The following is a 21,352-nucleotide window of genomic DNA, read 5'->3' as shown; positions in this document are numbered from 1 at the left end:
CATTATCGACAGCGGACCACCGTATTCCACACAACAAAAATTATATTACCATAAAAACCGGGCTATTTCAACAATAATATTATATTTATTTTTAAAGCGGGAGCATATCACGTTTCTTGGCCTGGACTTTGCAATCCTTGCACAAACCGACCACAGTTCCATTATCTTGGGCATAAAAGATCAGCTTACCGTTTTTCTTTTTGCAGGAAGAGCATAACTGTTCACCGGAGGTCTGCTTCGCTCTGCGGTGGCTCTCCATAGAGATGACCTTGCTGTTCACTCCACTGCGCCCATTCTGGCGTTTGGCAGTTCGCTTCAGGAATATAACATACATCCCGGTCAACACCAGCAAAACAATAAGGCCAACAATATAAGCCATTCGCTATTCCTCCCTGAATTGTTGTCTATCCGCAGCTAAGCTTCATATGAACTAATTTTATCACATTTAATGGTTCAATTACAGATAGGCTTACCCGACCTGGTCTTAGGTCTAGGATGACAACCCGCCCGCAGCCTGTTTTCAATAATTTCCCATAACAGTTATACTAATTATAATACGTAACCAATGAGCGAATTAGCAGTGCAGACACTTTACAATTTCAAGGGGGAGCCATACAAATGAAAAAGAACAATCCAAAGATGCTGGCAGCGCTCGCCGTCGTATCCTTAACATTGCTGGCAGGATGCACGGAGTTGCCTGGCAAAGCCAAAGTAAATCAGGAATCGGAACAATCCCAGCCGGAAGGCGTGGAACAAAACCTGGGTGAAGCTGTGAAGCAAGGACTGGGCCAAGCCGCAGCAGCTGTTACTCAAGCCGCACAGAACACAGCAGATAAAGTCGTAGCTGGCTTCAAGGAAGGAAGCATAAGCAAGGAACTACAGGTATCTCAGACCATCGGATCTGCGTCCGTGCTAAATATCGAGAATTCTGTAGGTGTGATAGAGGTAAGGAGCGTTGGTGGTGATCAAATTAATGTAAGAGCCACGATTCAGTCCTACAAAAACTTCAACAGTGAGCAAGAACGCCAAGAAATTCTCGACAACGCCGAGGTTTCTGTCTTAACTAGCGGAGATAAGCTGATCATCTCCACCCATGCCAAAGACGCTCCTAAGAAAGACCTTTGGAGCTGGGCCCAGCGCAAGTATGGCTCTTCTGACTTTAGCATCGATTATGTCATTGAGGTTCCAAAGAGCGTAGATATGTATCAGGTATCCAACGATGTTGGTGAAATCCAGCTGAGCGGCCTGGAAGGAACTTACCGGGTAAGCACCAATGTGGGAGCCATCCACATTAGCGATGCTACCATTGCTGGCAAGTCCACTATTGAGTCAGATACGGGGGGCATTACTCTGAACATAGCCGATCTCAAAGAAGGCAGTAGTCTGAAAGCTAAAACGGATGTCGGAGCCATCACAGCTACCCTGGCCGCCGGTTTGAACTACAACCTGGAGACAAGCAGCGAGATCGGACAAATCAATGGAGCTACCAAAGGAAAAAGCACGGTAGGTAATGGCGGACCACTGGTCTCCCTAAGCTCCGAGATTGGCGCAATTACCGTTCACCAATAACCTGTTCTTTGGGTCTGAGCGGGTATTTGACCTTATACTACAAAAAAGCTCAAAAGACCGCCTCTCACTACGAGAAGCGGTCTTTTGCAACCTAGTTCCTATACCAACGCGATAGCGAGCAGCGTAAACAAGCTCAGGACCAAAATATCATTGGCAGCAAAAGGATTTCCGAAAAATGCCGATGTTTGAACCCTGTCAGCCCCGTCTCTTTTTAAATAAACATTATTTCTGTCCACATTCACGATAACTCCCTCATGTCGCTGTCCATCTACAGTCAAAATTCGCACACGTCTATTCATGCAACGCAAACAGTTATGATAGGCCTCCACTAAATAACTCCTCCTCATTCGTAGTAGTGTATTTTATGAAGGTCGTAATCAGCCGGTAACGGCGAAGTGCCAGGTATCTGCAAACAGAAGAACATCAAATGTAGGTAGAAAATATAAAAAAGACCGTCCGTAGACGGTCTTTCTACCCGAGGCGCTAGTTTAAAACCTTGATCCGTATCCCGCGCCACCAAAACTAACATTATTAGCCATTGGTCCGGGTAAGGGATACGCTCAACATGTCATGCTTGATGTGAACGCACCTCCTTTCCTTGTGGCAAGAGTATAGCACAGCCTTTGTAAAATATCCATTACAATTTATTAACAAATGATCAATACCAGACCTGTAGTGTTAGCGTTTACAAATCAATAAAGAACATCTGCTAAAAATTTCATTTTTCACTTGAACGATCAACAATTTTGAGTTATATATAGACTATAGATTGAAAATTTTGGATATATCAATGGACATTTTTTATACTTCCCTATTTTCAAGCAAGCTTCATTTGTCGGGGTATAGCGCAGCCTGGTAGCGCACGCCCTTGGGGTGGGCGAGGTCGCAGGTTCAAATCCTGTTACTCCGATTTCAGAAGAAGAACAAAGTAGCACCAATCAGGTTTTGTAACCTGGTTGGTGCTACTTTTAGTTTTAAAGCGCACCTCAGGATGAAAGCCCCACCCATAAAGAGTTACCCGGCGACCTTGTAAGCCTATTCAAGACTTCTTATAAAGCTGGAACACACCTGTTACAAGCGAGTAAATGCCCAGAAGCACAAGGAATGTAACCGCCCATGGATAGTTGCGGACGGTATACGTAAACGATGACAAAATAATGAATATGGCGATGCGCAGTACACCTTCGTTGATAAACAGGCTGCTTTTTTTAGTCATACAATCACCCTCCTTGGTTTGGTGTTGCATAGGTATAATAATATTACTGTTTCTGTCAACGAATAACAAGAGATAACTTAAACGTTATGACATTCTGCATAGAAAAATATCAATATATAAATAAAACCATTAAAGCAGCGATTGTCATCCACTGACCTTAATGGTTTTATTGTTTTACTATGGCGAAGGAAATTTGATTATGCGGTCAAGAGTTGATTTCTTCAGGATTTACGATTTGTATAGAAATCGATAATATCGTTCACGGTGCGGAGCGGCTCCACTTGCTGCTGGACATCGTCCACGTTCTGCTTGAATTCTTTCTGCGTATTCGTAGTCGTAGTCACTTTGGTCATTCCTTTCACTTATCTTAAATTAGCTGCGTCTTCAGCGGGATAGATGATTTCTGCACCTCTCTTTATTACCCCAAATATAAGCTTGCAACGCACAATAGCCCTTTTGATGTGATTTTTTTATATAATATGAACTTAAGAGTCTCACGTAAAACTCGATCGTCACTACGGTGGAATGTTTGGACTTCCGGTCGCTGTTGTCGCCAGATTTCTTCTTTTCAACCGCCTCTAACGGTTGAAATCTGGCGGCAAAGGCGAGCGCTTCGCTCCTACAGTTCCAAACTTCCCCCTTCGTTCCTTCTCGCTTACTGTTACTTTCTTTTGTTCATCTTATATATATCTTTTTTCAGAAAAATATGATTGGGATGCTTTCAGAAATGAACATCACAAAAAACGCCTCCTCAACGTTATATATACGTTAAAGAGGCGTTAAATATGACAAATATGAACAACTTTTCTCCAAATCAGGCTTGACCATGGTTCTTCAACCGCTCCAGGGTCTTCCGATCCTTGGCTGTAAGCTCCGCGGTCTCCAAGAGGTCCGGACGGCGCTCCAGTGTACGCTGCAGGGCCTGCTCCCGCCGCCAAGTGTCAATGTTGGCATGATGTCCGCTGAGCAGAATATCCGGCACCTTCCAACCACGAAACTCTGCAGGACGCGTATAATGCGGATACTCCAGAAGGCCCGTGCTGAACGAATCCGTCACCGCAGATGTCTCATTGCCAAGCGCTCCCGGCTGTAGACGGACTACCGAATCAATGACGGTCATTGCCGGTAATTCTCCCCCAGTCAGTACGTAATCTCCAATGGACAGCTCGTCTGTTACCAGATGCTCCCGAATTCGCTCGTCGTAGCCCTCATAATGGCCACAGATAAAGATCAGATGCTCTTCCTGCGCCAATTCTTCAGCGATTTGCTGAGTATAGGTTTTACCTTGCGGGCACATAAGAATAATACGTGGTTTTTTAACTGGAGCAGTCTCAGCATCTGAAGCTATGCCTTCCTGGCCCGGTTGTACCTCAGCAGAATTCTCTACTGTATTCTCATGCCCAAGCGGTCTTGCTGTAGACCCTGCAGCCTCAGCCAGTACATGTTCCACCGCTGCGAAGATTGGATCAGGCTTGAGTACCATCCCTCCACCTCCGCCGTACGGCGTATCGTCCACGGTATTGTGCTTATTGCCGGAAAAATCACGGAAGTTCACCGCATTCAGCGACACAATCCCTTTCTCACGAGCCTTCCCCAGAATGCTTGTGCCAAATACGCCTTCGCACATCTCGGGAAAGAGCGTCAGCACATCGATTCTAATCATGGAAGCAGCCCTTCCATCAGACGGATCTTGATGCGCTTAGCCTGGATGTCTACATCCACTACCACATCATTAATGACTGGAATCAGAATCTCCTGCCCCTTCGGCGGCTTAACCACCCATACATCATTAGCTCCAGGCTGAAGAATTTCAGTGATTGTCCCAAGTGGCTGACTGTCGTTGTCTTCGGTATACACGTCACAGCCTACAATCTGGTGAAAATAGTACTCGTTCTCCGGCAGCTCCACCAAATCATCGCTTGGCACTTTAAGCAAGCTTCCCTTGTACTTCTCGATCTGGTTGATGTTGGTATAGCCTTTCAGTCTGACAATATACATACCCTTGTGTTCCCGAGCAGCATCTACAATCACATCAAATTTGGGGCTACCATCTGCAGGAATCACAATTAGCTTCTTGCCAGGAGCAAACCGCACATCCGGGAAATCCGTATGGGACAAAATCTTGATCTCCCCACGAATACCGTGTGTATTAACCAGTCTGCCTACGGTTAATTCTTCCGTCATACATTCCTCTCCTTTACTCTTTGAGTCTTATCCGTTCTTATATAATTGAACAAAAAGGAGCCGGGATATACAATCCCTAGCCCCTCTTTGTGCGTATCTGTTAAGATAAAATATCTACGGTTACGCGTTTATCGCTCTTGACTGCTGCAGATGTGACTACGGTACGAAGCGCTTTGGCGATCCGCCCCTGCTTGCCGATGACCTTGCCGACATCATCAGGATGAACGGAAAGCTCATAGACAATCAGGTGATCCTTCTCCACGATACGTACGACCACATCCTCTGGATGATCCACTAAAGCCTTAGCAATTACTCCAACTAATTCTTCCATAGATGACCCTCGCAATCAGTCATTATTTCTGATTCTTCAGCTCATGGAACTTCTTCAACACACCAGCTTTGGAAAGCAAGTTGCGAACGGTGTCGGATGCTTGCGCACCTGTTTGAAGCCATTTAAGAGCTTTTTCCTCATCGATCTTCACTACTGCCGGTTGTTCAACCGGGTTATAGTAACCGATTTCCTCGATGAAACGACCATCACGAGGGGACCGGGAATCGGAAACCACTACACGATAGAAAGGCGCTTTATGTGCACCCATTCTTTTCAGACGAATACGTACTGCCACGAAATTCACCTCCTTATAAAAGTATCGATCCCTCCCAAACCCTCCCTTCCAAGGGAGGGCCCCAAAGGGTTGCACCCTCTGGACACCTGCTAAGTGCAACTAGCGTGGGCGTTCAGACTGGCGGTACCTTGGGACGAGGGATGCATGGAGCGCTTATCGTCCCTTACGGGACACGCTTGACTGTTGCTGTATCTAGAAAGACTAGGGATTATCCTACGTTATACTGTGGATAATCAACAAGTTCAAAAGATTAAAGATTAGCTTAACGGAAAGGGAATTTCATGCCTTTGCCGCCAAGTGCTTTGAGCTGCTTCATGGCGTTCTTCTTGGAGGACTTGCCTCCGCCACCCATCATACCCGAGAACTGCTTCATCATCTTACGCATCTCGTCGAACTGCTTGATGAGACGGTTAACCTCGGCGACCGAGGTGCCGCTTCCGGCTGCAATCCGTTTGCGACGGTTATGATTGATGATCTCAGGCTGTTGTTTCTCAGCCTTGGTCATAGAATGAACAATGGCTTCGACACGGCCCATCTGTCTGTCATCGACTTTAAGATCCTTGATGCCCTTGGCCTGGTTCATCCCAGGCAGCATACCAAGAATTTGGTCGATCGGTCCAAGCTTCTTGACCTGATCCATTTGTTCAAGGAAGTCATCGAACGTAAATTCTGCATTACGCATCTTACGTTCCATTTCCTTGGCTTTCTCTGTATCAATGTTCGCTTGAGCTTTCTCAATCAGCGACAGCATGTCGCCCATACCCAGGATACGAGAGGCCATCCGCTCCGGATGGAACGGCTCCAGCGCGTCGATCTTCTCGCCTAGTGCGGCGAACTTGATCGGGCAGCCAGTAACAGCTTTAACGGACAATGCCGCACCACCACGGGTGTCGCCATCCAGCTTCGTCAACACAACGCCTGTCAATTCAAGCTGTTTGTTGAAGCTGTCTGCGACGTTAACAGCGTCCTGACCTGTCATGGCGTCAACAACGAGCAGCACTTCATCAGGGCTCAAAGCCGTGTGAATCTGCTTGAGCTCTTCCATCAACGCTTCATCAATATGCAGGCGGCCTGCAGTATCGATGATGACATAATCCAAGTTGTTGTCCTTCGCATGCTGAAGACCTTGTTTGGCGATTTCCACCGGGCTGACCTTGTCTCCCAGTGAGAACACTGGAACCTTGATCTGCTCACCGAGAATCTCCAGCTGCTTGATCGCAGCTGGACGATAAATATCACACGCTACCAAGAGCGGACGGTGATTGCCCTTTTGGAGCAATTTCGCCAGCTTGCCTGAAGTGGTCGTCTTACCTGCCCCTTGCAAACCCGCCATCATAATAACGGTCGGCGGCTTGTTCGACTTAGCCAACTTCGCCTGACTTCCGCCCATCAGCTCAGTCAGCTCTTTGTTAACGATGTCGATAATGACCATGCCGGGCGTAAAGCTATCCATTACTTCCTTGCCAACGGACTTCTCTTTCACCTTGGCCACAAAGTCCTTAACGACCTTGAAGTTAACGTCCGCTTCCAGCAGGGCCAGCCGCACTTCGCGCATGGCTTCGTTGACATCATCCTCGGATACTTTACCCTTGCCGCGAAGCTTGCTGAATACATTCTGTAATCTTCCGGTCAAACCTTCAAACGCCATATGCAGTTCCTCCCTTCATGCTATTCTAACCTCTGCAAACGATCCACAAGGTCCGTGAACCGCACTTTATATTGCTCAGGCAGCATCCCATCATCCGGCAGTCTGCGCAATTCTTCCAAATATCGGCTACGGGTCTCATGCTTTACCAGCAAACCGAGCTTCTCTTCATAATTCTCCAGAACTTGTTCCGCCCGTTTGATATGCTCGTACACCGCCTGGCGGCTGATATCAAACTCGGCGGCGATTTCACCCAGGGAGAAATCGTCGTGAAAATAATATTTAAGGAACGTCTGCTGCTTATCAGTAAGCAACCGTTCGTAGAAAGCGAAAAGCAAGTTGATTCGATTTGTTTTCTCGAGTCTATTCTCCTGACTCATTAAGGGCACTCCCTTCGTCAAGGAAAAACACTTTACAGCTTCACAACGTCCCTTATATTACCCAAAAGAAAGAAAGATGTCAAGCTTTTTTGCTTGTCATCTTTCTAAAAAAACAAATTTACTGCAAATGCTGCTGTTGGCCGGCCCAAATCCACCTTTACAAGCGAATCGGCAGCAGGTAAATCAGTACAGCGAAGAAATGCGTAACGCTTCCTGCCAGTACGAACACATGCCACACCGCATGGTGATACGGAAACCCTCGCCAAACATAAAATACCGTTCCCAGCGTGTACAGAATACCGCCCGCTACCAGCAGCGTCAGCCCGCCACTTGCCACTACCGCGGCCAGTGGACTCCAGGCAATGACAATCAGCCAGCCCATCGCGATGTAGAAGATGGTAGACATGAACAGAAATCTTTTGACGAAGAAAGCCTTAAAGAACACCCCGAACGCTGCAATACCCCAAATGATCCCGAACAACGTCCAGCCCAGCGTTCCCCGGATGGCCACCAGCAAAAACGGAGTGTATGTTCCGGCAATAAACAAATAGATAGAAGAATGATCGAAAAATTCGAACAGATCCTTCACCTTGCCATCTTTGAAGCTGTGCACCAGGGTTGAGTTGAGATAGAGCAGCAGCATCGTCGTTCCATAAATAGAGAAGCTGACGACATGCCAAGCGGTTCCTTTCAGACTGGCGAAAACAACAAGCAGTACCAGCGCGGCGACACTGAGGACCGTACCGATCCCATGTGTAATCGCATTGGCCATCTCTTCCCGGCGGCTGTAAGTATACGTATTAGCCATACTCCAATTCCTTCCGTTAATTGTTTTCTTCTATTATATTCTTCTTTCCAGTCCAGTTCTACGTGACAAACGTAATGTGCTGGCTAACTGTATTACAACTGGTAGAGCGCTGTGTACTTGGCTTCCAGGTAATCTGCGAGATAATCCGGGTTCAACGGCTCGCCTGTAACCCGTTCGATAATCTGCGACGGCGTCAGAGACTGACCATACCGGTAGATCTTGTCGGTCAGCCATTCCTTGATTGGAAGCAGATTACCGGAAGCAACCAGCTCATCAAACTCCGGCAGCTCTTTGCGGAGCGTGTTCAGAATCTGAGCCGCATACATATTTCCTAGTGAATAGGAGGCAAAATAACCGAAGTCTCCGCCCGACCAATGCACATCCTGCAATACACCCAGCGCATCGGTTGGAGGTGTGATTCCCAGGTATTCCTGATACTTGGCGTTCCATACCTGTGGCAGATCCTTGACGGCAAGTCCTTCATTGAAGATCAGCTTCTCAATTTCATAGCGAACAATAATATGGAGATTGTAGGTCAACTCGTCTGCTTCAATTCGAATGAACGTATTGTCTACACTGTTAATGGCCCGGTAGAAGTCCTTGACGCCAACACCGGCAAGCTGTTCCGGGAAGTATTGCTGCAGATCCTTGTAGTACCGCTCCCAGAACGGCAAGCTGCGGCCGATCATGTTCTCCCACAATCTCGACTGGGATTCGTGAATCCCCATAGATGCACCTTGTGCGAGTGGTGTGCCTACTAGCTCAGGATTAATATTTTGCTCATATAGGGCGTGTCCGCCTTCATGCAACGAGCTGAACACAGCGCTTGTGACGTTATCCAGAATATAGTTGGTAGTGATACGAACGTCTCCCGGATTCAGGCCCGTGGCAAAAGGATGCACACTTTCATCGAGACGGCCAGCATCGAAGTCGTAGCCCATCTGTTTCAGAATAAAGAGTCCAAATTGCTCTTGCCCCTCTTGTTCGAAGATTTGCTGCAAAAAGCTCGTGTCCGGCTTGTTCGGCGAAGCAGCGATTTTCTCCACCAGCGGAACGAGACGGCTGCGCAGACGGCCGAACACTTCGTCAACCTTCTCAACCGTCAAATCCGGCTCATACATATCGAGCAGGGTGTCGTAGCGAGTGCCTTTTACTCCCCAATAATCTATGAATTCCTGCTTGAAGGCTACGATTTTGCTTAAGAAAGGCTCGAACGAAGCGAAATCACTGTTCTCCTTAGCGTCTTCCCACTTTGTCTCTGAATGGGCAGCGAGCACGGCGTATTCTTCGTATTTTTCCGGCGGAATGCTCTGGGAGCGCTCGTACTCCTTACGGGAATCGCTAACAATCTTCTTCTGAATGTCATTCAATTGCTCCTGGATCTCCGTACGGCTGAAAAATTCAGTAAACTGTCCCATCTCCGGTGAAATTTCCAGTTTGAAATACTCTCCACTAAGCGTACCGATCGTCTTGGAACGAACCTCCGCTCCCTTGCGCGGCGCGCCAGTCCGCAGGTCCCAATGCAGCAGGCCGATAGCCTCGCGGTAGCTACTCATTTTAGCCAATAATCCGCTAAACTTCTCCCATTCTTGTTGTACATGCTGTTCCATATATGTAACACCTGCTTTCTCTATTTTTTCTACTCTTCTTGATGATACTTTTTTAAATACTGATAAGCAACTTCGCCTGTAAGAGTATGGCTGAATGATGTTGAAGTCACATAGAATATGTGTGTTTGCAACCTTGGTTTCAATTCCAATCAAATTATTGTAACCTCTATTATTTTTCTGTAATATTCCAATTATAGGAGGTGAAAACTTGACTAATAATCAACTGGTCCCAATCATCGTCGCCTTCGCCGGAGCTATTTGCTGTTGGGCCGTTCTCCTTAAAAAACGTAAAAACAAATAGAACTGCTCAGCGAGTAAATACCCTGTATGAATGACGCTAAGCAACTTCGGGTAACAAGTGGGGAATCATTCGAAAAACCTAATAAAACTCCAGAATATTGACGCCTGTTAATTTTAATACGTATAATCAATTTCAGAGCATGATCCCTCTAATTTGAAGTACTTTGATTACACTACCCGAAGCCAACCGGGCTTCAGATTATGCTAAAGGAGCGTGAAAGGCATTGATCATTCAAGTTACATCCTTAGCGGAGAGGAAACTGAAAGAAAGGCTTGGAGATCAGCCGGGTGTATTCAAGCTCTTTTATGATACGGTAGGCTGCGGCTGTGACGGAATCAATGTGATCTTGATCGTAGATCATGCGGAGCCGGGAGATCAGCAGGTTGATGCGGGCGCCCTGCCTTTTATCATAAGCGGTCAGCAGGCCATTTTTTATGAGGACAAGATGCGGCTGGATGGAGAAGAGCATTTCTCATCATTTAAGTTGTCCAGTGACTCACAGTTGTACAGCAAAAATATACTCGTGCGCGATCTGCGCGGCCAGGAAGCTCCACTTCCATTCGAAGGAGCGGCCTGCGAAGTCACGACCACACGATAAACCGGGGAGGAAACAAAGAACATGAGCCAAATATCCAACATTCTAGAGCACAATCAGAAATTCGTTGAAAACAAAGAATACGAAGCCTATCAGACCGGTCGATACCCTGCCAAAAAAATGCTGGTGATTACTTGTATGGATACGCGTCTTGTTGAGCTGCTACCAAAAGCCATGAACTTCAAAAACGGTGATGTCAAGGTCATTAAAAATGCCGGTGCCATCATCTCCCAGCCTTTCGGCAGCGTTATGCGCAGTGTAATGGTTGCTTTGTATGAACTGAACGCAGATGAAGTTGTTGTAGTTGGACACTATGAGTGCGGCATGGCATCTCTGAATCCTGAAACAATGATCGGCCATATCAAGGAGCGCGGTGTATCAGAAGAAGTATTGTCCACACTGGAGAATTCCGGAATCAAGCTGAACAAGTGGCTGAAAGGGTTCGACAATGAGAAGGAAGGCGTAATCCAGACGGTTGAGCTAATCAAGCGTCACCCGCTGTTACCGCCAAATGTCCCTGTACACGGCATGATTATCGATCCGAATACCGGTGCGCTTGAGCTGCTCTCGAACGGTTATGAATAAGATGAAATCACACTCATAAGTGTGTGTACGCGCGGATACTATATCCGCGCTTTTTTATTTTTAAAAAATATTTTGAAAAATGATCATTAAAAATGAAACCATTGCCAAAGTCAGCCGTATTACCGGAAAGCACAAAAATATATTACTTACAGGAGGGTTCACCTAGTCAATGAAACCAATGAAACGTGTAATGATGATTGTTATGGCCTTCACTCTGTTCTTTGCTGTAGCGACTCCGAATTTCGTGGACGCAAAACGCGGCGGCGGTGGCGGATTCAAATCCGGAACGCGTAGCTTCACCACCACCCCGAAGAAATCTACCACCACTAATAATGTGAAGAAAAGCGATAGCACAAAAAGTTCTACCGCCGGAAGCACTGCAAATACAAAACGCGGCTTCTTCAGCGGCGGTGGCCTGATGAAAGGCCTCATGATCGGTGGTCTTGCCGGTATGCTGTTTGGCGGCTTGTTCGGCGGCATGGGCTTTATGGGCGATATTCTCGGATTTGCAATCAATATGCTCGCGATTTATCTGGTAGTTGTTCTGGTTCTTTCCTTCTTCCGCCGCAGACAGGAACGACGCAAATTCCAAGAACGGGATGACCGCGCCTAATGAGTACACTGAATTTGACTATGGATGAGATCATCAACGCGATCTGCCTGCATATGGCTGAACGAAAGGCGGTACAGCCAACCGATGTGCAGGTAGAACTGAGTTGGGATGAGGACACCGGGTTTTCTGCAGAGGTATGGGTGCAGGATCGAAGCCAATTCCTGGTGGAGTCCAACATGATCGAAGCCATTTTGCGTTATGTTCACAACGAGTACGACGTCCGCGCTTACCGCGAGGATGTGCAGCTGGAGCTGGACGAAGAGATTACGGCAACTATTCATACCGAGTAAAGTAAAAGAACACAGCAAAAAGACGATATCGCTTAAGAGCGGTATCGTCTTTTATTTTTGTAAAGGTGAAAATACCTCTTAGCCTTAATTCATCAGGAAGACAAGGGCAATTCCAGCGTCACTTTCGCTCCACTCAGATCCTCGTCATTCTCCAGAAGCAGCCGTCCGCCATGCTTTGTCATAATGCTCTCCGTGATATAGAGCCCCATCCCGTAATGCTCACCGGCACTTCGGCTTCGGTCTCCCATATAGAACTGCTTGGTGGCCTCTCGCAGATCGGCAGACGCTAACCCCGGACCGCTATCACTTACTATAAAACGAACAGCAGCCGCACTCTCTTTCACCGTCAATTTAATCCTTCCTTGCTCTGGCGTGTACTCAATGGCATTCATCAGCACATTAAGCAGCGCACGCTGAAACAGTTCTTTGTCTAGTCTCAAACTTTTGGGCAGTTGGCTCACACGCAGGGCAACCTCAACTTCAATGCGCTTTGCCACAGTCGCCGCCTTCAATTGCTCCTTTATCTCAGCGAGAAAGCTTTGCGTCTCGATCTGTATCTTCTGCAGCTTAAGCCCTTGATCTGTTGCCGTGATGTCTAGCAATACCTTGGCATACCGTTCAAGCTGTGCTGTACTGTTCAGGATATAACGGTTATACTCCTGCTGCGTCTCATCTTGGGCCGTCTCGCTCAGCAGCTCGGCATTGCCGCGAATAATGGTGAGCGGGGTTTTGATATCATGAGCCAAGGCGGAGATTTGCTCTCGTCTGGACTGCTGCTCCTCCCACTGCTGCTGCAAGGATGTCTTCAGTTCATTCTTCATTTTATTGAGAGAGCCGAGAACCGCATCGATCTCCTTCACACCGCTGGATTCCACTGTAAACTCAAGGTTCTGGTTCTGTATCTTGCCGATGACAGTCTCCAACCCTTGCATTTTCCTCGCCAGCTTCCGACCTGACAAATAGGAATATAGGACAATTTGCAGCAAAAAGCCGCCCACAAGCAGAACAATACCCAACAATTCAGGATTGGGCAGATAGGCTCTTAGCCAGGGTGAGTTGAACTGCATAACGATGGTGTATTTGAGCAGCAGCGTCTCCCCATACTTTTCCCGTGGAATCAGGTTATAATAGCCGCCTAACCCTCCCCGACTACCGGAAATGAGTGAATTCCAGGCATCTCGTGCCTGTCCGGCATTCAGACTTCCGTTAATGTACTTTCCATCACGAGTAAAAAGCGCGTATTCAGCCAGTGAAGGAATCTGCTCTCTGGTAATATGGGGAGTTGCGATCATCTCTTCCTTGGCTGCAGTAATCTGCTGCTCCACGTAATTGGCAGGCAGAATGCCGCCTGTAGCGACAGCTGCCATATAAACAACTGCCAGGATACCGAGCCAGAGCAGCATTCCGCCACACAATAATACTAGGTATCTTAAAAAAATAGTTCGCAGCGACAACGACTTACGCACCTTGTGGTTTACGCTCTCCATTTGTATCCGATCCCCCAGACCGTCTCAATCGGAGCCTGTACATACTTTAACAGCTTGGCCCGGATATTTTTGACATGCTCTGCTACGGCAGAGCTATCGCTCTCCCCATCATAGCCGAACACCGCTTCATAGATTGAATCCTTAGAAAAAACCTGCCCGCGGTGGCGGGCAAGAAACTCACAGATTTGATATTCGCTCTTGGTAAGCGGTACTTTCTCCTCCCGAATCAGTAATTCTTTACCTGACAGGTTAAACTGCATCTCACCGATACTCAGCATACTGCGTCGCTCGCGCCGTTCTCTCCGCAAATGGGCATTCACTCTTGCTCGTAGTTCACCAGTTCCGAAGGGCTTCAGTAGGTAATCGTCCGCTCCTTGCCCCAACCCATACATAATATCCTCTTCCAGCGTCTTCGCGGTCAGAAAGAGGATGGGGCAATCAACACGGCCCCGGATGCTCTCACAGAGTATAAAACCATCCATGCCCGGCATCATAATATCGAGCAGGATGAGATCAAAATTCCCAAGGTCCATTGCAGAGACCTCTTCGGGCCGGGAAATTGCAGTCACGTGATGTCCATCCTTGATCAAAATATTTCGGATGAGCATCAGAATGCCCGGTTCATCATCTACAGCCAATATTCGCGCCATTCCCCTCCCCCTTTTCACCCTTCGTTTCTAAGCTTCTGACTTACGACCTTCCCAGCGCGTAAACCATACACAGGACAACAGCAGCAGACCTGCAGTCGCCACAGTGCCAATCCAGATCACGCTGCGCAGCTGGGTGAATAGAAAGTCACTCATGGGCTGGTTCCCTGAGTACAGTACCCATATGATAGGTAAGCGAATCGGCCAGCTGTGCGGCATTAGAGGCCAAATACCATCCCCAAGCCCTGTTAGAAGCAATGCAGTCAATAGACTTCCTGTGATCCCAAGCCCAATGGAAGCCCCTTGCCCAAAGCACAGACTTATCATCAAGTGAACAATATACAGGATGATGCAGCTCCCCGCAAGCACACAAGCGGAAATCACATAGAAATCCCAGGTAGGCCCCTCTCGATGCAGTAGAACCTTTAGACCCGTGCCGAACCCGCCTACTGCCAGCATTATTGAGACAAAACCCATTAGAAGCAGCAGACATAGCTTGCTGAGAAAAGCCAGCAGCTTCGGTGTGGAAGTAGTCAGTAAGTTCTGGAATCCACCCGCAGTTGCTTCCTGCTCAGCCAGCATAGCCGTCAGCACGCCAATTACGAGCGGGAGAGCCACCCCAAGCAGCTCCATAAAAGCAACAGTGATGCTCAGTGTGTCTAGCGACGAGATCGCGGCGTAGCCAACTAGCCCCCCGGCAGCCAGCAGTGGCAGGAAAAGATGAATCCACAGCAGCGGTGTGCGCCTGATTTTGAGCAGATCCGCAAGCAGTATACGATCAAACCGCATCATTTATCTAACCTCCCGCTTACAAAACCACAGCGCAGTCAGCCAGAGCAGCAATCCACACAGGGCCAGCGAAATCAGAATTCCTGGAACAATGACGGCTGGATTCAGCAGCGGATTGTCTGCCTGAGCCGGAACTCCATTAGGTTGAATCCTTAAGATAGGGGTCATAACCCGGATTGGAATCGCATACGGAACCGCCCACCACGTGTCACGCGTGGCAAACATAATACCTAACAGAAGATTTCCCGCAAGGTTGATCAAAATCGTCACAAACAGGCCGCACTTCAACACCAGGAACATACATAGCGGAATCTGCCATGCCAACATAACGCCCAGTGCCATTAAACCAAAAAATCCTTGACCCGGAGCAACGGTCTGACCTAGAAGTTCTCCACCTAAGAACGCTCCGACAAAAAGAACGAGATTAACCACTAGTAACCACAGCATGGACACCAGCGCTTTACCCAGCCAGATTCGGCGTGCATTCACCGGCAGAACCAAGACTCCGCGGAACCTCATTCGTGCGTCTCGTTGGATCACCAGCGAACAGAATAGCGTTAGCGCTCCAGGCAGCATAATTACGTACCACCAGTTATATACCCCTGCTTGATACAATGGGCCGCCCATTAACCCGAAGGCGATCAACAGGGTAAGTAACGGCATGATCCACACGGTCTTTCGTGCAAAAGTACGCTTGAGCTTGATTCGTTCAGCAGCTAAGTAACTTAACATTCTACTCACCTGTCCTTCTGTGAGCCGCGGCCACCTGCATGAATAAAGCTTCCAGATTGTGCTCGGCAACAGCGGGTCCCTGATAGCCAAGCACACCTCCGGCAATAATTCCGATCTCATCCACAACCTGCTCGACCTCAGAGAGAATATGGCTGGATAAAATAACCGTGATGCCTTGCGCTGGTAGCTCCCGGATCAACCCTCTCAGTTCCTGAATGCCGATAGGGTCAAGTCCGTTCGTCGGCTCATCCAGAATCAGCAGGCGCGGATGGTTCAGCAGGGCGATCGCAATCCCCAGACGCTGCTTCATCCCCATCGAAAAATTCCCTGCCCGCTTAGAGCCCGTTCCGATCAAATCAACCGTATGCAGTACTTCGTCAATGCGCTTCTCCGGCAGACCCAGGAGCGTCGTCCGCACACGCAGATTCTCCTTTGCCGTCAAATTCTCATACAAGGGCGGACTCTCAATCAGCGCCCCGATGCTCCCCAGGTCGCGGCGGCTCCAGTCGTGACCGTTGAATATGATCTTGCCCGAGGTCGGTCTAAGGAGGCCAGTTAACATTTTCAAAATAGTCGATTTTCCTGCACCATTGGGTCCAAGCAAGCCATACACACTATTTCGCTGTACAGATAAGCTGATATTTTGCACCGCCTGCTGCTTGCCGAAGCTCTTACCTAAGTTCTGTGTTTCCAGTATCCAATCCTTCATCCTTCATCATCCTTTCTGTGTTCTCAGCGTAAAGGATAATTTTCAGGATTTTATAAGGATGCGGAAAAAGGGCTCAATCCTAAAGTTAACTTTTAAAACACCTGTGCAGTGAGAATGCTTCGGGTCAGATGCTGATGTAGATTACCTACGTTAATGCTGGGGCCGACGCCGATACTGATGTTGATACAGATATCTAAGTTGATGCTGGGGTCGACGCCGATACTCATGTTGATACAGACACCTAAGTTGATGTTGGGGCTGACACCGATACTCATGTTGATACAGACACCTAAGTTGATGTTGGGGCTGACGCCAAAGCTACTTCAGATACCTACGTTGATGCTTAGGGCGACGCCGATGCTGATGCAGATATCTACATTGTCGCAAATGCTGATGTGATACTTCTGTCAATGCTGGAGCCAATGCCGATGAAAATAATTGTAGCGAATGAATAACTGGAAAAACTCAGACTGTTGAGAAAGTAGATGTTTTGAGAAAATCGATAATTAAACCCTTGATGAATGAACCGATCTCGAAATCAGGACTTGCTTCTTGATCCATCTGGTAACGGACCTCAGATACGTTATTTCCTAACCACCGACCGTTCCAGAAAATAACGGACTCCAGAGACGCTATGAGCATAAATCGGGTGTAAAATCCACGGTTTGGGAGGAAATAGCGGCACTTGAGTCCGTTACATGTTCCAGAAGCTGGTTGATGTGTAAATAACGACGCTGGGGTCCGTTAGCCCCCATGCATACGTCTCCAACCTTCTGAAGTAGTGGTTTTGACAAGGATTGATGATGAAGCTGAGCCTGATTTATAAGGCTATTTCGCATCAACAATCGTAGAGAATGATGTTTCTGGGCAGTCTGATATTTTCCTGTTAAATCACAGCCTAAAATTTTAGTTGAAATCCCTCACAAATCTCAAGTTGTGATGGGTCACACCCCCACTTACGAGATGAACAGATGTTACTCGATAGTTCGGGCCGCATTCACTTTCACATTCACATTCGCATGCGATGGTGAGTTTCATTTACTACGTTTGATAGCATGCCGGAAAAATACAGACAAAAAAGGATGCTGCCCACTGGCAGCACCCTTTAAGCAGCAATCAACAAACACACGGTTTCTTTATCTCACAAACTATCGCTTTACAGCTTGGTGACCGAGCAACTCATACAGCGCCAGCGGTCACCTTCAGATAGCGAAGAAACAAGCAGTTACCTCATTTAACTCCCTATAACTTTACAGCAATGAGATAACCAGCAGCTCATACAGCACCAGCGGCAAGATCGCGCTGCTGGAATAACCCGGATAAGGATAAGGAGTAGCATAAGGACTGAAGAATCCGCGGGATGCATCTGCATTCACCGCCACATTGAGATACAGATGCTTGCTGTCCACGCCAGCAATGGTACCCTCATGAACCAGCCCGTCTGCTGTTTGTACTCTCACCTGGCGATTGATATGTGGCTTGGTTGATTGGTGCAGCGAATCGCGGACCCCTTGCAGCTGCCGAATCACAGCCGGATCGGCCTGATAAATCACGCCTGGCTGTTGGCCAGTATTATATATCGACATAGGTTAATGACCTCCACAGATGAATTTGCTCCATCCTATGCAGTAGCCCATCCATTGGTGCCTATGCCCATCATCGGCCAATCAAAGATTCATCCCGTGCAGCCTTCCTAACTGATCGCAATCCCTTCAACTCTAACATTAACCGACACGAGCGATAACCCCATCATCGTCTCAACAGCATCGCGCACATTTTGCTGCACGGTTTGGCAAACCTCATGAATTTTGTAGCCATAGCTGACCACGATCCGCAGGTCCACCTCCACCTCCCGCTCCTTTACTTCAATAGTGATGCCTTCCTGACCACCCTTACCGCTCAGCCGTTTGGTCAGTCCCTCTGAAATCGTCTTGGACATGGAAGCAATACCGGGCGTCTCTATTGTCGCGAGCCCCACAATTTTGGTTACCACCGTATCAGAAATATGCACAAAACCTTCTTTGAATTCTTTTAACATAGTACATCACTCCTATTCTGCAGGTTCGGAAAGTCCCCCATCTGGAACGACTGTCTTCCGTTGTAAGACAAATATTTCGTACAGCTTCACTGCAATGATCTTAAGTATCAGATATACCGGAATAATTAAAATGATCGCAAGTATCCCGCCCAAATCGCCACCTACCAGCACAAGAATAATCGTGGTAAGCGGGTGTATATCCAGCTTTTTGCCGAAAATATACGGCGCAACCAGGTTATCCTGGATCTGCTGAGCAATCAGAATGATCACAATCGACCAAATCGCTGTTGACGGCGACTGAATCAGACCTACGATAAAGATCGGCACACTCGACAGGATCGCCCCGATAAACGGCACGAAGTTCATGACAACCGCGATAAGGGTAAGCAGCAGCGCATACGGCAAGCCAATAATCAGAAAACCGATGTACATAAGTACACCCAGCGCCAGATTCACCAGCACTCTGCCTACGATAAAGTTGCTAAGCGCACTGTCGATCTCACTCATCATCGTTGTGCCTACATCCTTGTAACGCTGCGGCATGAAGCCTACGATCCTCCGTCCGAACTTGCCACCTTCCTTGAGCATATAGAACAGAATGATCGGGAAGGTAAATAGAATAACGGCAAAATTAGACACGAAAGAGAACAGGCCGGAAACATAGTTGGTCAACAAGTTGAAGCCTTTGTTCAGATAATCTGTCACCTGGGTCAGAGGGCTAAAATCTCCCGGTAGCAGGGACGAGAGCCATTTGATCTCCCCTAACTTGCGAATCTCCTCGTTCATGTTGGCGAAGAGACTTGGTGCGTTATTCACCAGGTTCACCAGCTGTGTGCGCAGGGATGGGAATACACCAATGCTAAACACCAGTAGCAGCAGCGCTATCACTACATAGACAATCAGTATGGAGATAGATCGATTGATCCTGCGCCTCTCCATGGCATTGATCAGCGGACGCAGCAGATAATAGAAGAATCCCGCCAGCATCAATGGAATGATAATTACACTAAACAAGGATAGCACCGGTTTGAAAATAAAATCCACCAAGGTGCTGACATACACAATGCCCAGCACCAGCAGAATAGCAATACAAACACGAATGAACACGTTCAATTTCGCCACTATACCCCTCCAATCCTCTAAATTCTCTATTTAGGTATCTCAATTGTAAAAATCGTCGCATCCTTGCCCTTGCGGCTCAGATGAAGTGTGCCACCCATTTTCTCTGTATTGCGCTTAGCGATGGACAGCCCAAGTCCAGTCCCCCCGCTGGCTGTGCGAGCCTCATCCCCACGGACAAACGGATCGAAGATGGTCGGCCACAGTTCCTGCGGAATACCAATACCGTTGTCGGCAATCTCAATCGCTACCTTATCTTCTGAGGGCATCAGCTCAACACGCAGCCTTGTTCCCGGAGGGTTATAAGCCAAAGCGTTGGCGATAAGATTATGAATTACCCGGGACAGCAGCTCGGCATCAAAACTGGCCATAACTTCATGATCAGGAACATTCAGCTTCAGATCGAAGTTCTTTTGCTCAATCTCCCCGTAGGTCTCCGCTACAATCTCCCGCAGAAAATCTCCCAGCTCCTGGCGCTCCACCCGCAGCAGGAAGTCCGGTGAATCAATCTTCAGCAGTTCCAGAGTATTCTGGATTAACTTGGTGACCTGTGACGATTTGTTATAAATGTAGGTCAAATAACGTGTCTGCCGCTCCTTGTCCTCCCCGCGACCCTCCACAAGCGCCTGGGCATAGCCCTGGATGCTCGTTATCGGTGTCTTCAAGTCATGGGACAGGTCCACCATCAGCTGCTGCTTACTCTCCTCAGCTTGAGCCTTTTCACGTGTGGTTCTCTCGATCATACCCGCCATATAGTTGAAAGTGTCACCGATACGGGCAAATTCTTTCTCGGCATATAACTTGATCCGCATGCTGTAATTCCCCTCGGTCATCTGGTTAAGTCCCAAGGTAATGATACGCAGCGGCTTCTTGATCCGACGGGCCACCCAATAACTGTAGATTACTGTCAGCAGAATGATCAGTCCGGTACCGACAAAGACATAGAAAGATATCGATTGATTCAGGTAAAGCTCCAACGGATCACTATTGATGGATATCTTCACCCGCTCACGCGGAATTTTGAGCAGCAGCCATCCAGCTTCATGATGCGCCTCATCCATACGAGCCATGGAGTAGTAGTAGGCCTGATCTTTCCTATTTTCCAGCGCTTCGTAAATACCGTCCTCGGTATACTGAGTTACTTCGTCTCTTTTCTCACCAATGGTGCTCACAACGTTCCTATCATTATCAAGGACCTCCAGCCATCCGCCACTTTCCAGCAGACGCCGATTTTCAATCCCGTTTGCCGGCTGCCCCCGATATTCACGGGCTTCTATCTTCAGGTTGGCGTCGGCGATGACATTTTTACCGGAATTAATAGTGACATCAATATTGATGAAAATATAGACGCCCAGCACGAGCATCAGCAACATACAGTTGAATAGCAAGAAGTCTAGTGTAAGGGAAAT

The 21,352-nt window shown here is 47.8% G+C and carries 27 protein-coding genes and 1 tRNA gene; 6 read left to right on the top strand and 22 right to left on the bottom strand.

Features of this window, described 5'->3' with window-relative positions; genetic code table 11:
• Positions 1-91: 91 nt before the first annotated feature.
• On the bottom strand, positions 92-379 hold the full coding sequence (locus ACFORK_RS06040) for a hypothetical protein (protein ID WP_379196663.1): 288 nt from the start codon (positions 377-379) through the stop codon (positions 92-94).
• Between the two features lie 239 nt (positions 380-618).
• Here ACFORK_RS06040 and ACFORK_RS06035 point away from each other — a divergent pair, with 239 nt between their 5' ends.
• Positions 619-1,569 carry a DUF4097 family beta strand repeat-containing protein gene (locus ACFORK_RS06035; protein ID WP_379196661.1) on the top strand — a complete coding sequence of 317 codons (951 nt, stop codon included), beginning with the start codon at positions 619-621 and terminating at the stop codon, positions 1,567-1,569.
• A 98-nt stretch (positions 1,570-1,667) separates the two neighbouring features.
• On the opposite strand, the gene ACFORK_RS06030 is transcribed toward ACFORK_RS06035, so the two are convergent.
• Positions 1,668-1,898, bottom strand: coding sequence for a hypothetical protein (locus tag ACFORK_RS06030; protein ID WP_379196659.1), 231 nt, complete (start codon positions 1,896-1,898; stop codon positions 1,668-1,670).
• Positions 1,899-2,405: 507 nt separating this feature from the next.
• Between ACFORK_RS06030 and ACFORK_RS06025 the strand changes: the two genes are divergently transcribed.
• Positions 2,406-2,479, top strand: a tRNA-Pro gene (locus ACFORK_RS06025).
• Between the two features lie 129 nt (positions 2,480-2,608).
• On the opposite strand, the gene ACFORK_RS06020 is transcribed toward ACFORK_RS06025, so the two are convergent.
• From ACFORK_RS06020 to ACFORK_RS05975, 10 genes are all read right to left on the bottom strand, one after another.
• Positions 2,609-2,785, bottom strand: a complete 177-nt coding sequence (locus ACFORK_RS06020) for a hypothetical protein (RefSeq protein ID WP_379196657.1) — start codon at positions 2,783-2,785, stop codon at positions 2,609-2,611.
• Between the two features lie 221 nt (positions 2,786-3,006).
• The gene (locus tag ACFORK_RS06015) at positions 3,007-3,138 is read right to left on the bottom strand and encodes a hypothetical protein (RefSeq protein ID WP_379196655.1); all 132 of its coding nucleotides are present in this window, start codon (positions 3,136-3,138) and stop codon (positions 3,007-3,009) included.
• Positions 3,139-3,599: 461 nt separating this feature from the next.
• Positions 3,600-4,445, bottom strand: a complete 846-nt coding sequence (gene trmD / locus ACFORK_RS06010) for a tRNA (guanosine(37)-N1)-methyltransferase TrmD (protein ID WP_379197138.1) — start codon at positions 4,443-4,445, stop codon at positions 3,600-3,602.
• Complete coding sequence (gene rimM / locus ACFORK_RS06005; RefSeq protein WP_379196653.1) at positions 4,445-4,969, bottom strand: ribosome maturation factor RimM; 525 nt, start codon at positions 4,967-4,969, stop codon at positions 4,445-4,447. The genes trmD and rimM overlap by 1 nt, the downstream gene beginning before the upstream one ends.
• Before the next feature lie 100 nt (positions 4,970-5,069).
• Entirely contained in the window at positions 5,070-5,300 is a 231-nt protein-coding gene (locus ACFORK_RS06000) for a KH domain-containing protein (RefSeq protein ID WP_379196651.1), read from the bottom strand.
• A 22-nt stretch (positions 5,301-5,322) separates the two neighbouring features.
• Positions 5,323-5,595, bottom strand: a complete 273-nt coding sequence (gene rpsP / locus ACFORK_RS05995) for a 30S ribosomal protein S16 (protein WP_066362232.1) — start codon at positions 5,593-5,595, stop codon at positions 5,323-5,325.
• Positions 5,596-5,857: 262 nt separating this feature from the next.
• Positions 5,858-7,243, bottom strand: a complete 1,386-nt coding sequence (gene ffh, locus ACFORK_RS05990) for a signal recognition particle protein (protein WP_379196648.1) — start codon at positions 7,241-7,243, stop codon at positions 5,858-5,860.
• A gap of 20 nt (positions 7,244-7,263) precedes the next feature.
• The gene (locus ACFORK_RS05985) at positions 7,264-7,620 is read right to left on the bottom strand and encodes a putative DNA-binding protein (protein WP_379196646.1); all 357 of its coding nucleotides are present in this window, start codon (positions 7,618-7,620) and stop codon (positions 7,264-7,266) included.
• A gap of 157 nt (positions 7,621-7,777) precedes the next feature.
• The gene (gene trhA / locus ACFORK_RS05980) at positions 7,778-8,428 is read right to left on the bottom strand and encodes a PAQR family membrane homeostasis protein TrhA (RefSeq protein WP_379196644.1); all 651 of its coding nucleotides are present in this window, start codon (positions 8,426-8,428) and stop codon (positions 7,778-7,780) included.
• Between the two features lie 92 nt (positions 8,429-8,520).
• Positions 8,521-10,038: a carboxypeptidase M32 gene (locus ACFORK_RS05975; protein ID WP_379196642.1), complete on the bottom strand. Its 1,518-nt coding sequence runs from the start codon at positions 10,036-10,038 to the stop codon at positions 8,521-8,523.
• A gap of 524 nt (positions 10,039-10,562) precedes the next feature.
• Between ACFORK_RS05975 and ACFORK_RS05970 the strand changes: the two genes are divergently transcribed.
• The 4 genes from ACFORK_RS05970 to ACFORK_RS05955 all read left to right on the top strand — a co-directional run bounded on the left by ACFORK_RS05970 (position 10,563) and on the right by ACFORK_RS05955 (position 12,422).
• Positions 10,563-10,937, top strand: a complete 375-nt coding sequence (locus ACFORK_RS05970) for an iron-sulfur cluster biosynthesis family protein (protein ID WP_379196640.1) — start codon at positions 10,563-10,565, stop codon at positions 10,935-10,937.
• Between the two features lie 21 nt (positions 10,938-10,958).
• Positions 10,959-11,519, top strand: a complete 561-nt coding sequence (locus tag ACFORK_RS05965) for a beta-class carbonic anhydrase (RefSeq protein WP_379196638.1) — start codon at positions 10,959-10,961, stop codon at positions 11,517-11,519.
• Between the two features lie 178 nt (positions 11,520-11,697).
• Complete coding sequence (locus ACFORK_RS05960; RefSeq protein ID WP_379197136.1) at positions 11,698-12,132, top strand: hypothetical protein; 435 nt, start codon at positions 11,698-11,700, stop codon at positions 12,130-12,132.
• 8 nt (positions 12,133-12,140) lie between these two features.
• Positions 12,141-12,422, top strand: coding sequence for a YxcD family protein (locus tag ACFORK_RS05955; protein ID WP_379197134.1), 282 nt, complete (start codon positions 12,141-12,143; stop codon positions 12,420-12,422).
• 92 nt (positions 12,423-12,514) lie between these two features.
• Here the strand turns inward: ACFORK_RS05955 and ACFORK_RS05950 are convergent, their stop codons facing one another.
• The 10 genes from ACFORK_RS05950 to ACFORK_RS05905 form a co-directional block, all read right to left on the bottom strand.
• The gene (locus ACFORK_RS05950) at positions 12,515-13,909 is read right to left on the bottom strand and encodes a sensor histidine kinase (RefSeq protein ID WP_379196636.1); all 1,395 of its coding nucleotides are present in this window, start codon (positions 13,907-13,909) and stop codon (positions 12,515-12,517) included.
• Entirely contained in the window at positions 13,897-14,559 is a 663-nt protein-coding gene (locus tag ACFORK_RS05945; RefSeq protein ID WP_379196634.1) for a response regulator transcription factor, read from the bottom strand. The genes ACFORK_RS05950 and ACFORK_RS05945 overlap by 13 nt, the downstream gene beginning before the upstream one ends.
• A gap of 27 nt (positions 14,560-14,586) precedes the next feature.
• Positions 14,587-15,348, bottom strand: coding sequence for a lantibiotic immunity ABC transporter MutG family permease subunit (locus ACFORK_RS05940; protein WP_379196632.1), 762 nt, complete (start codon positions 15,346-15,348; stop codon positions 14,587-14,589).
• Positions 15,349-16,077, bottom strand: a complete 729-nt coding sequence (locus ACFORK_RS05935) for a lantibiotic immunity ABC transporter MutE/EpiE family permease subunit (RefSeq protein ID WP_379197132.1) — start codon at positions 16,075-16,077, stop codon at positions 15,349-15,351.
• Between the two features lies 1 nt (position 16,078).
• Positions 16,079-16,786 carry a lantibiotic protection ABC transporter ATP-binding protein gene (locus ACFORK_RS05930; protein WP_379196630.1) on the bottom strand — a complete coding sequence of 236 codons (708 nt, stop codon included), beginning with the start codon at positions 16,784-16,786 and terminating at the stop codon, positions 16,079-16,081.
• A gap of 92 nt (positions 16,787-16,878) precedes the next feature.
• Positions 16,879-17,013 carry a hypothetical protein gene (locus ACFORK_RS05925; protein ID WP_379196628.1) on the bottom strand — a complete coding sequence of 45 codons (135 nt, stop codon included), beginning with the start codon at positions 17,011-17,013 and terminating at the stop codon, positions 16,879-16,881.
• Between the two features lie 1,023 nt (positions 17,014-18,036).
• Positions 18,037-18,372, bottom strand: coding sequence for an acetyl-CoA acetyltransferase (locus tag ACFORK_RS05920; protein WP_379196626.1), 336 nt, complete (start codon positions 18,370-18,372; stop codon positions 18,037-18,039).
• 107 nt (positions 18,373-18,479) lie between these two features.
• Entirely contained in the window at positions 18,480-18,824 is a 345-nt protein-coding gene (locus ACFORK_RS05915) for an Asp23/Gls24 family envelope stress response protein (RefSeq protein ID WP_379196624.1), read from the bottom strand.
• Between the two features lie 12 nt (positions 18,825-18,836).
• On the bottom strand, positions 18,837-19,946 hold the full coding sequence (locus tag ACFORK_RS05910) for an AI-2E family transporter (RefSeq protein ID WP_379196622.1): 1,110 nt from the start codon (positions 19,944-19,946) through the stop codon (positions 18,837-18,839).
• A gap of 26 nt (positions 19,947-19,972) precedes the next feature.
• Entirely contained in the window at positions 19,973-21,316 is a 1,344-nt protein-coding gene (locus tag ACFORK_RS05905; RefSeq protein ID WP_379196620.1) for a sensor histidine kinase, read from the bottom strand.
• Positions 21,317-21,352: the final 36 nt, after the last annotated feature.

This window comes from Paenibacillus sp. GCM10012306 (assembly GCF_042649265.1).
Taxonomy (GTDB): Bacteria; Bacillota; Bacilli; order Paenibacillales; family Paenibacillaceae; genus Paenibacillus_AQ.
This window is presented reverse-complemented; position numbering and strand designations above follow the sequence as displayed.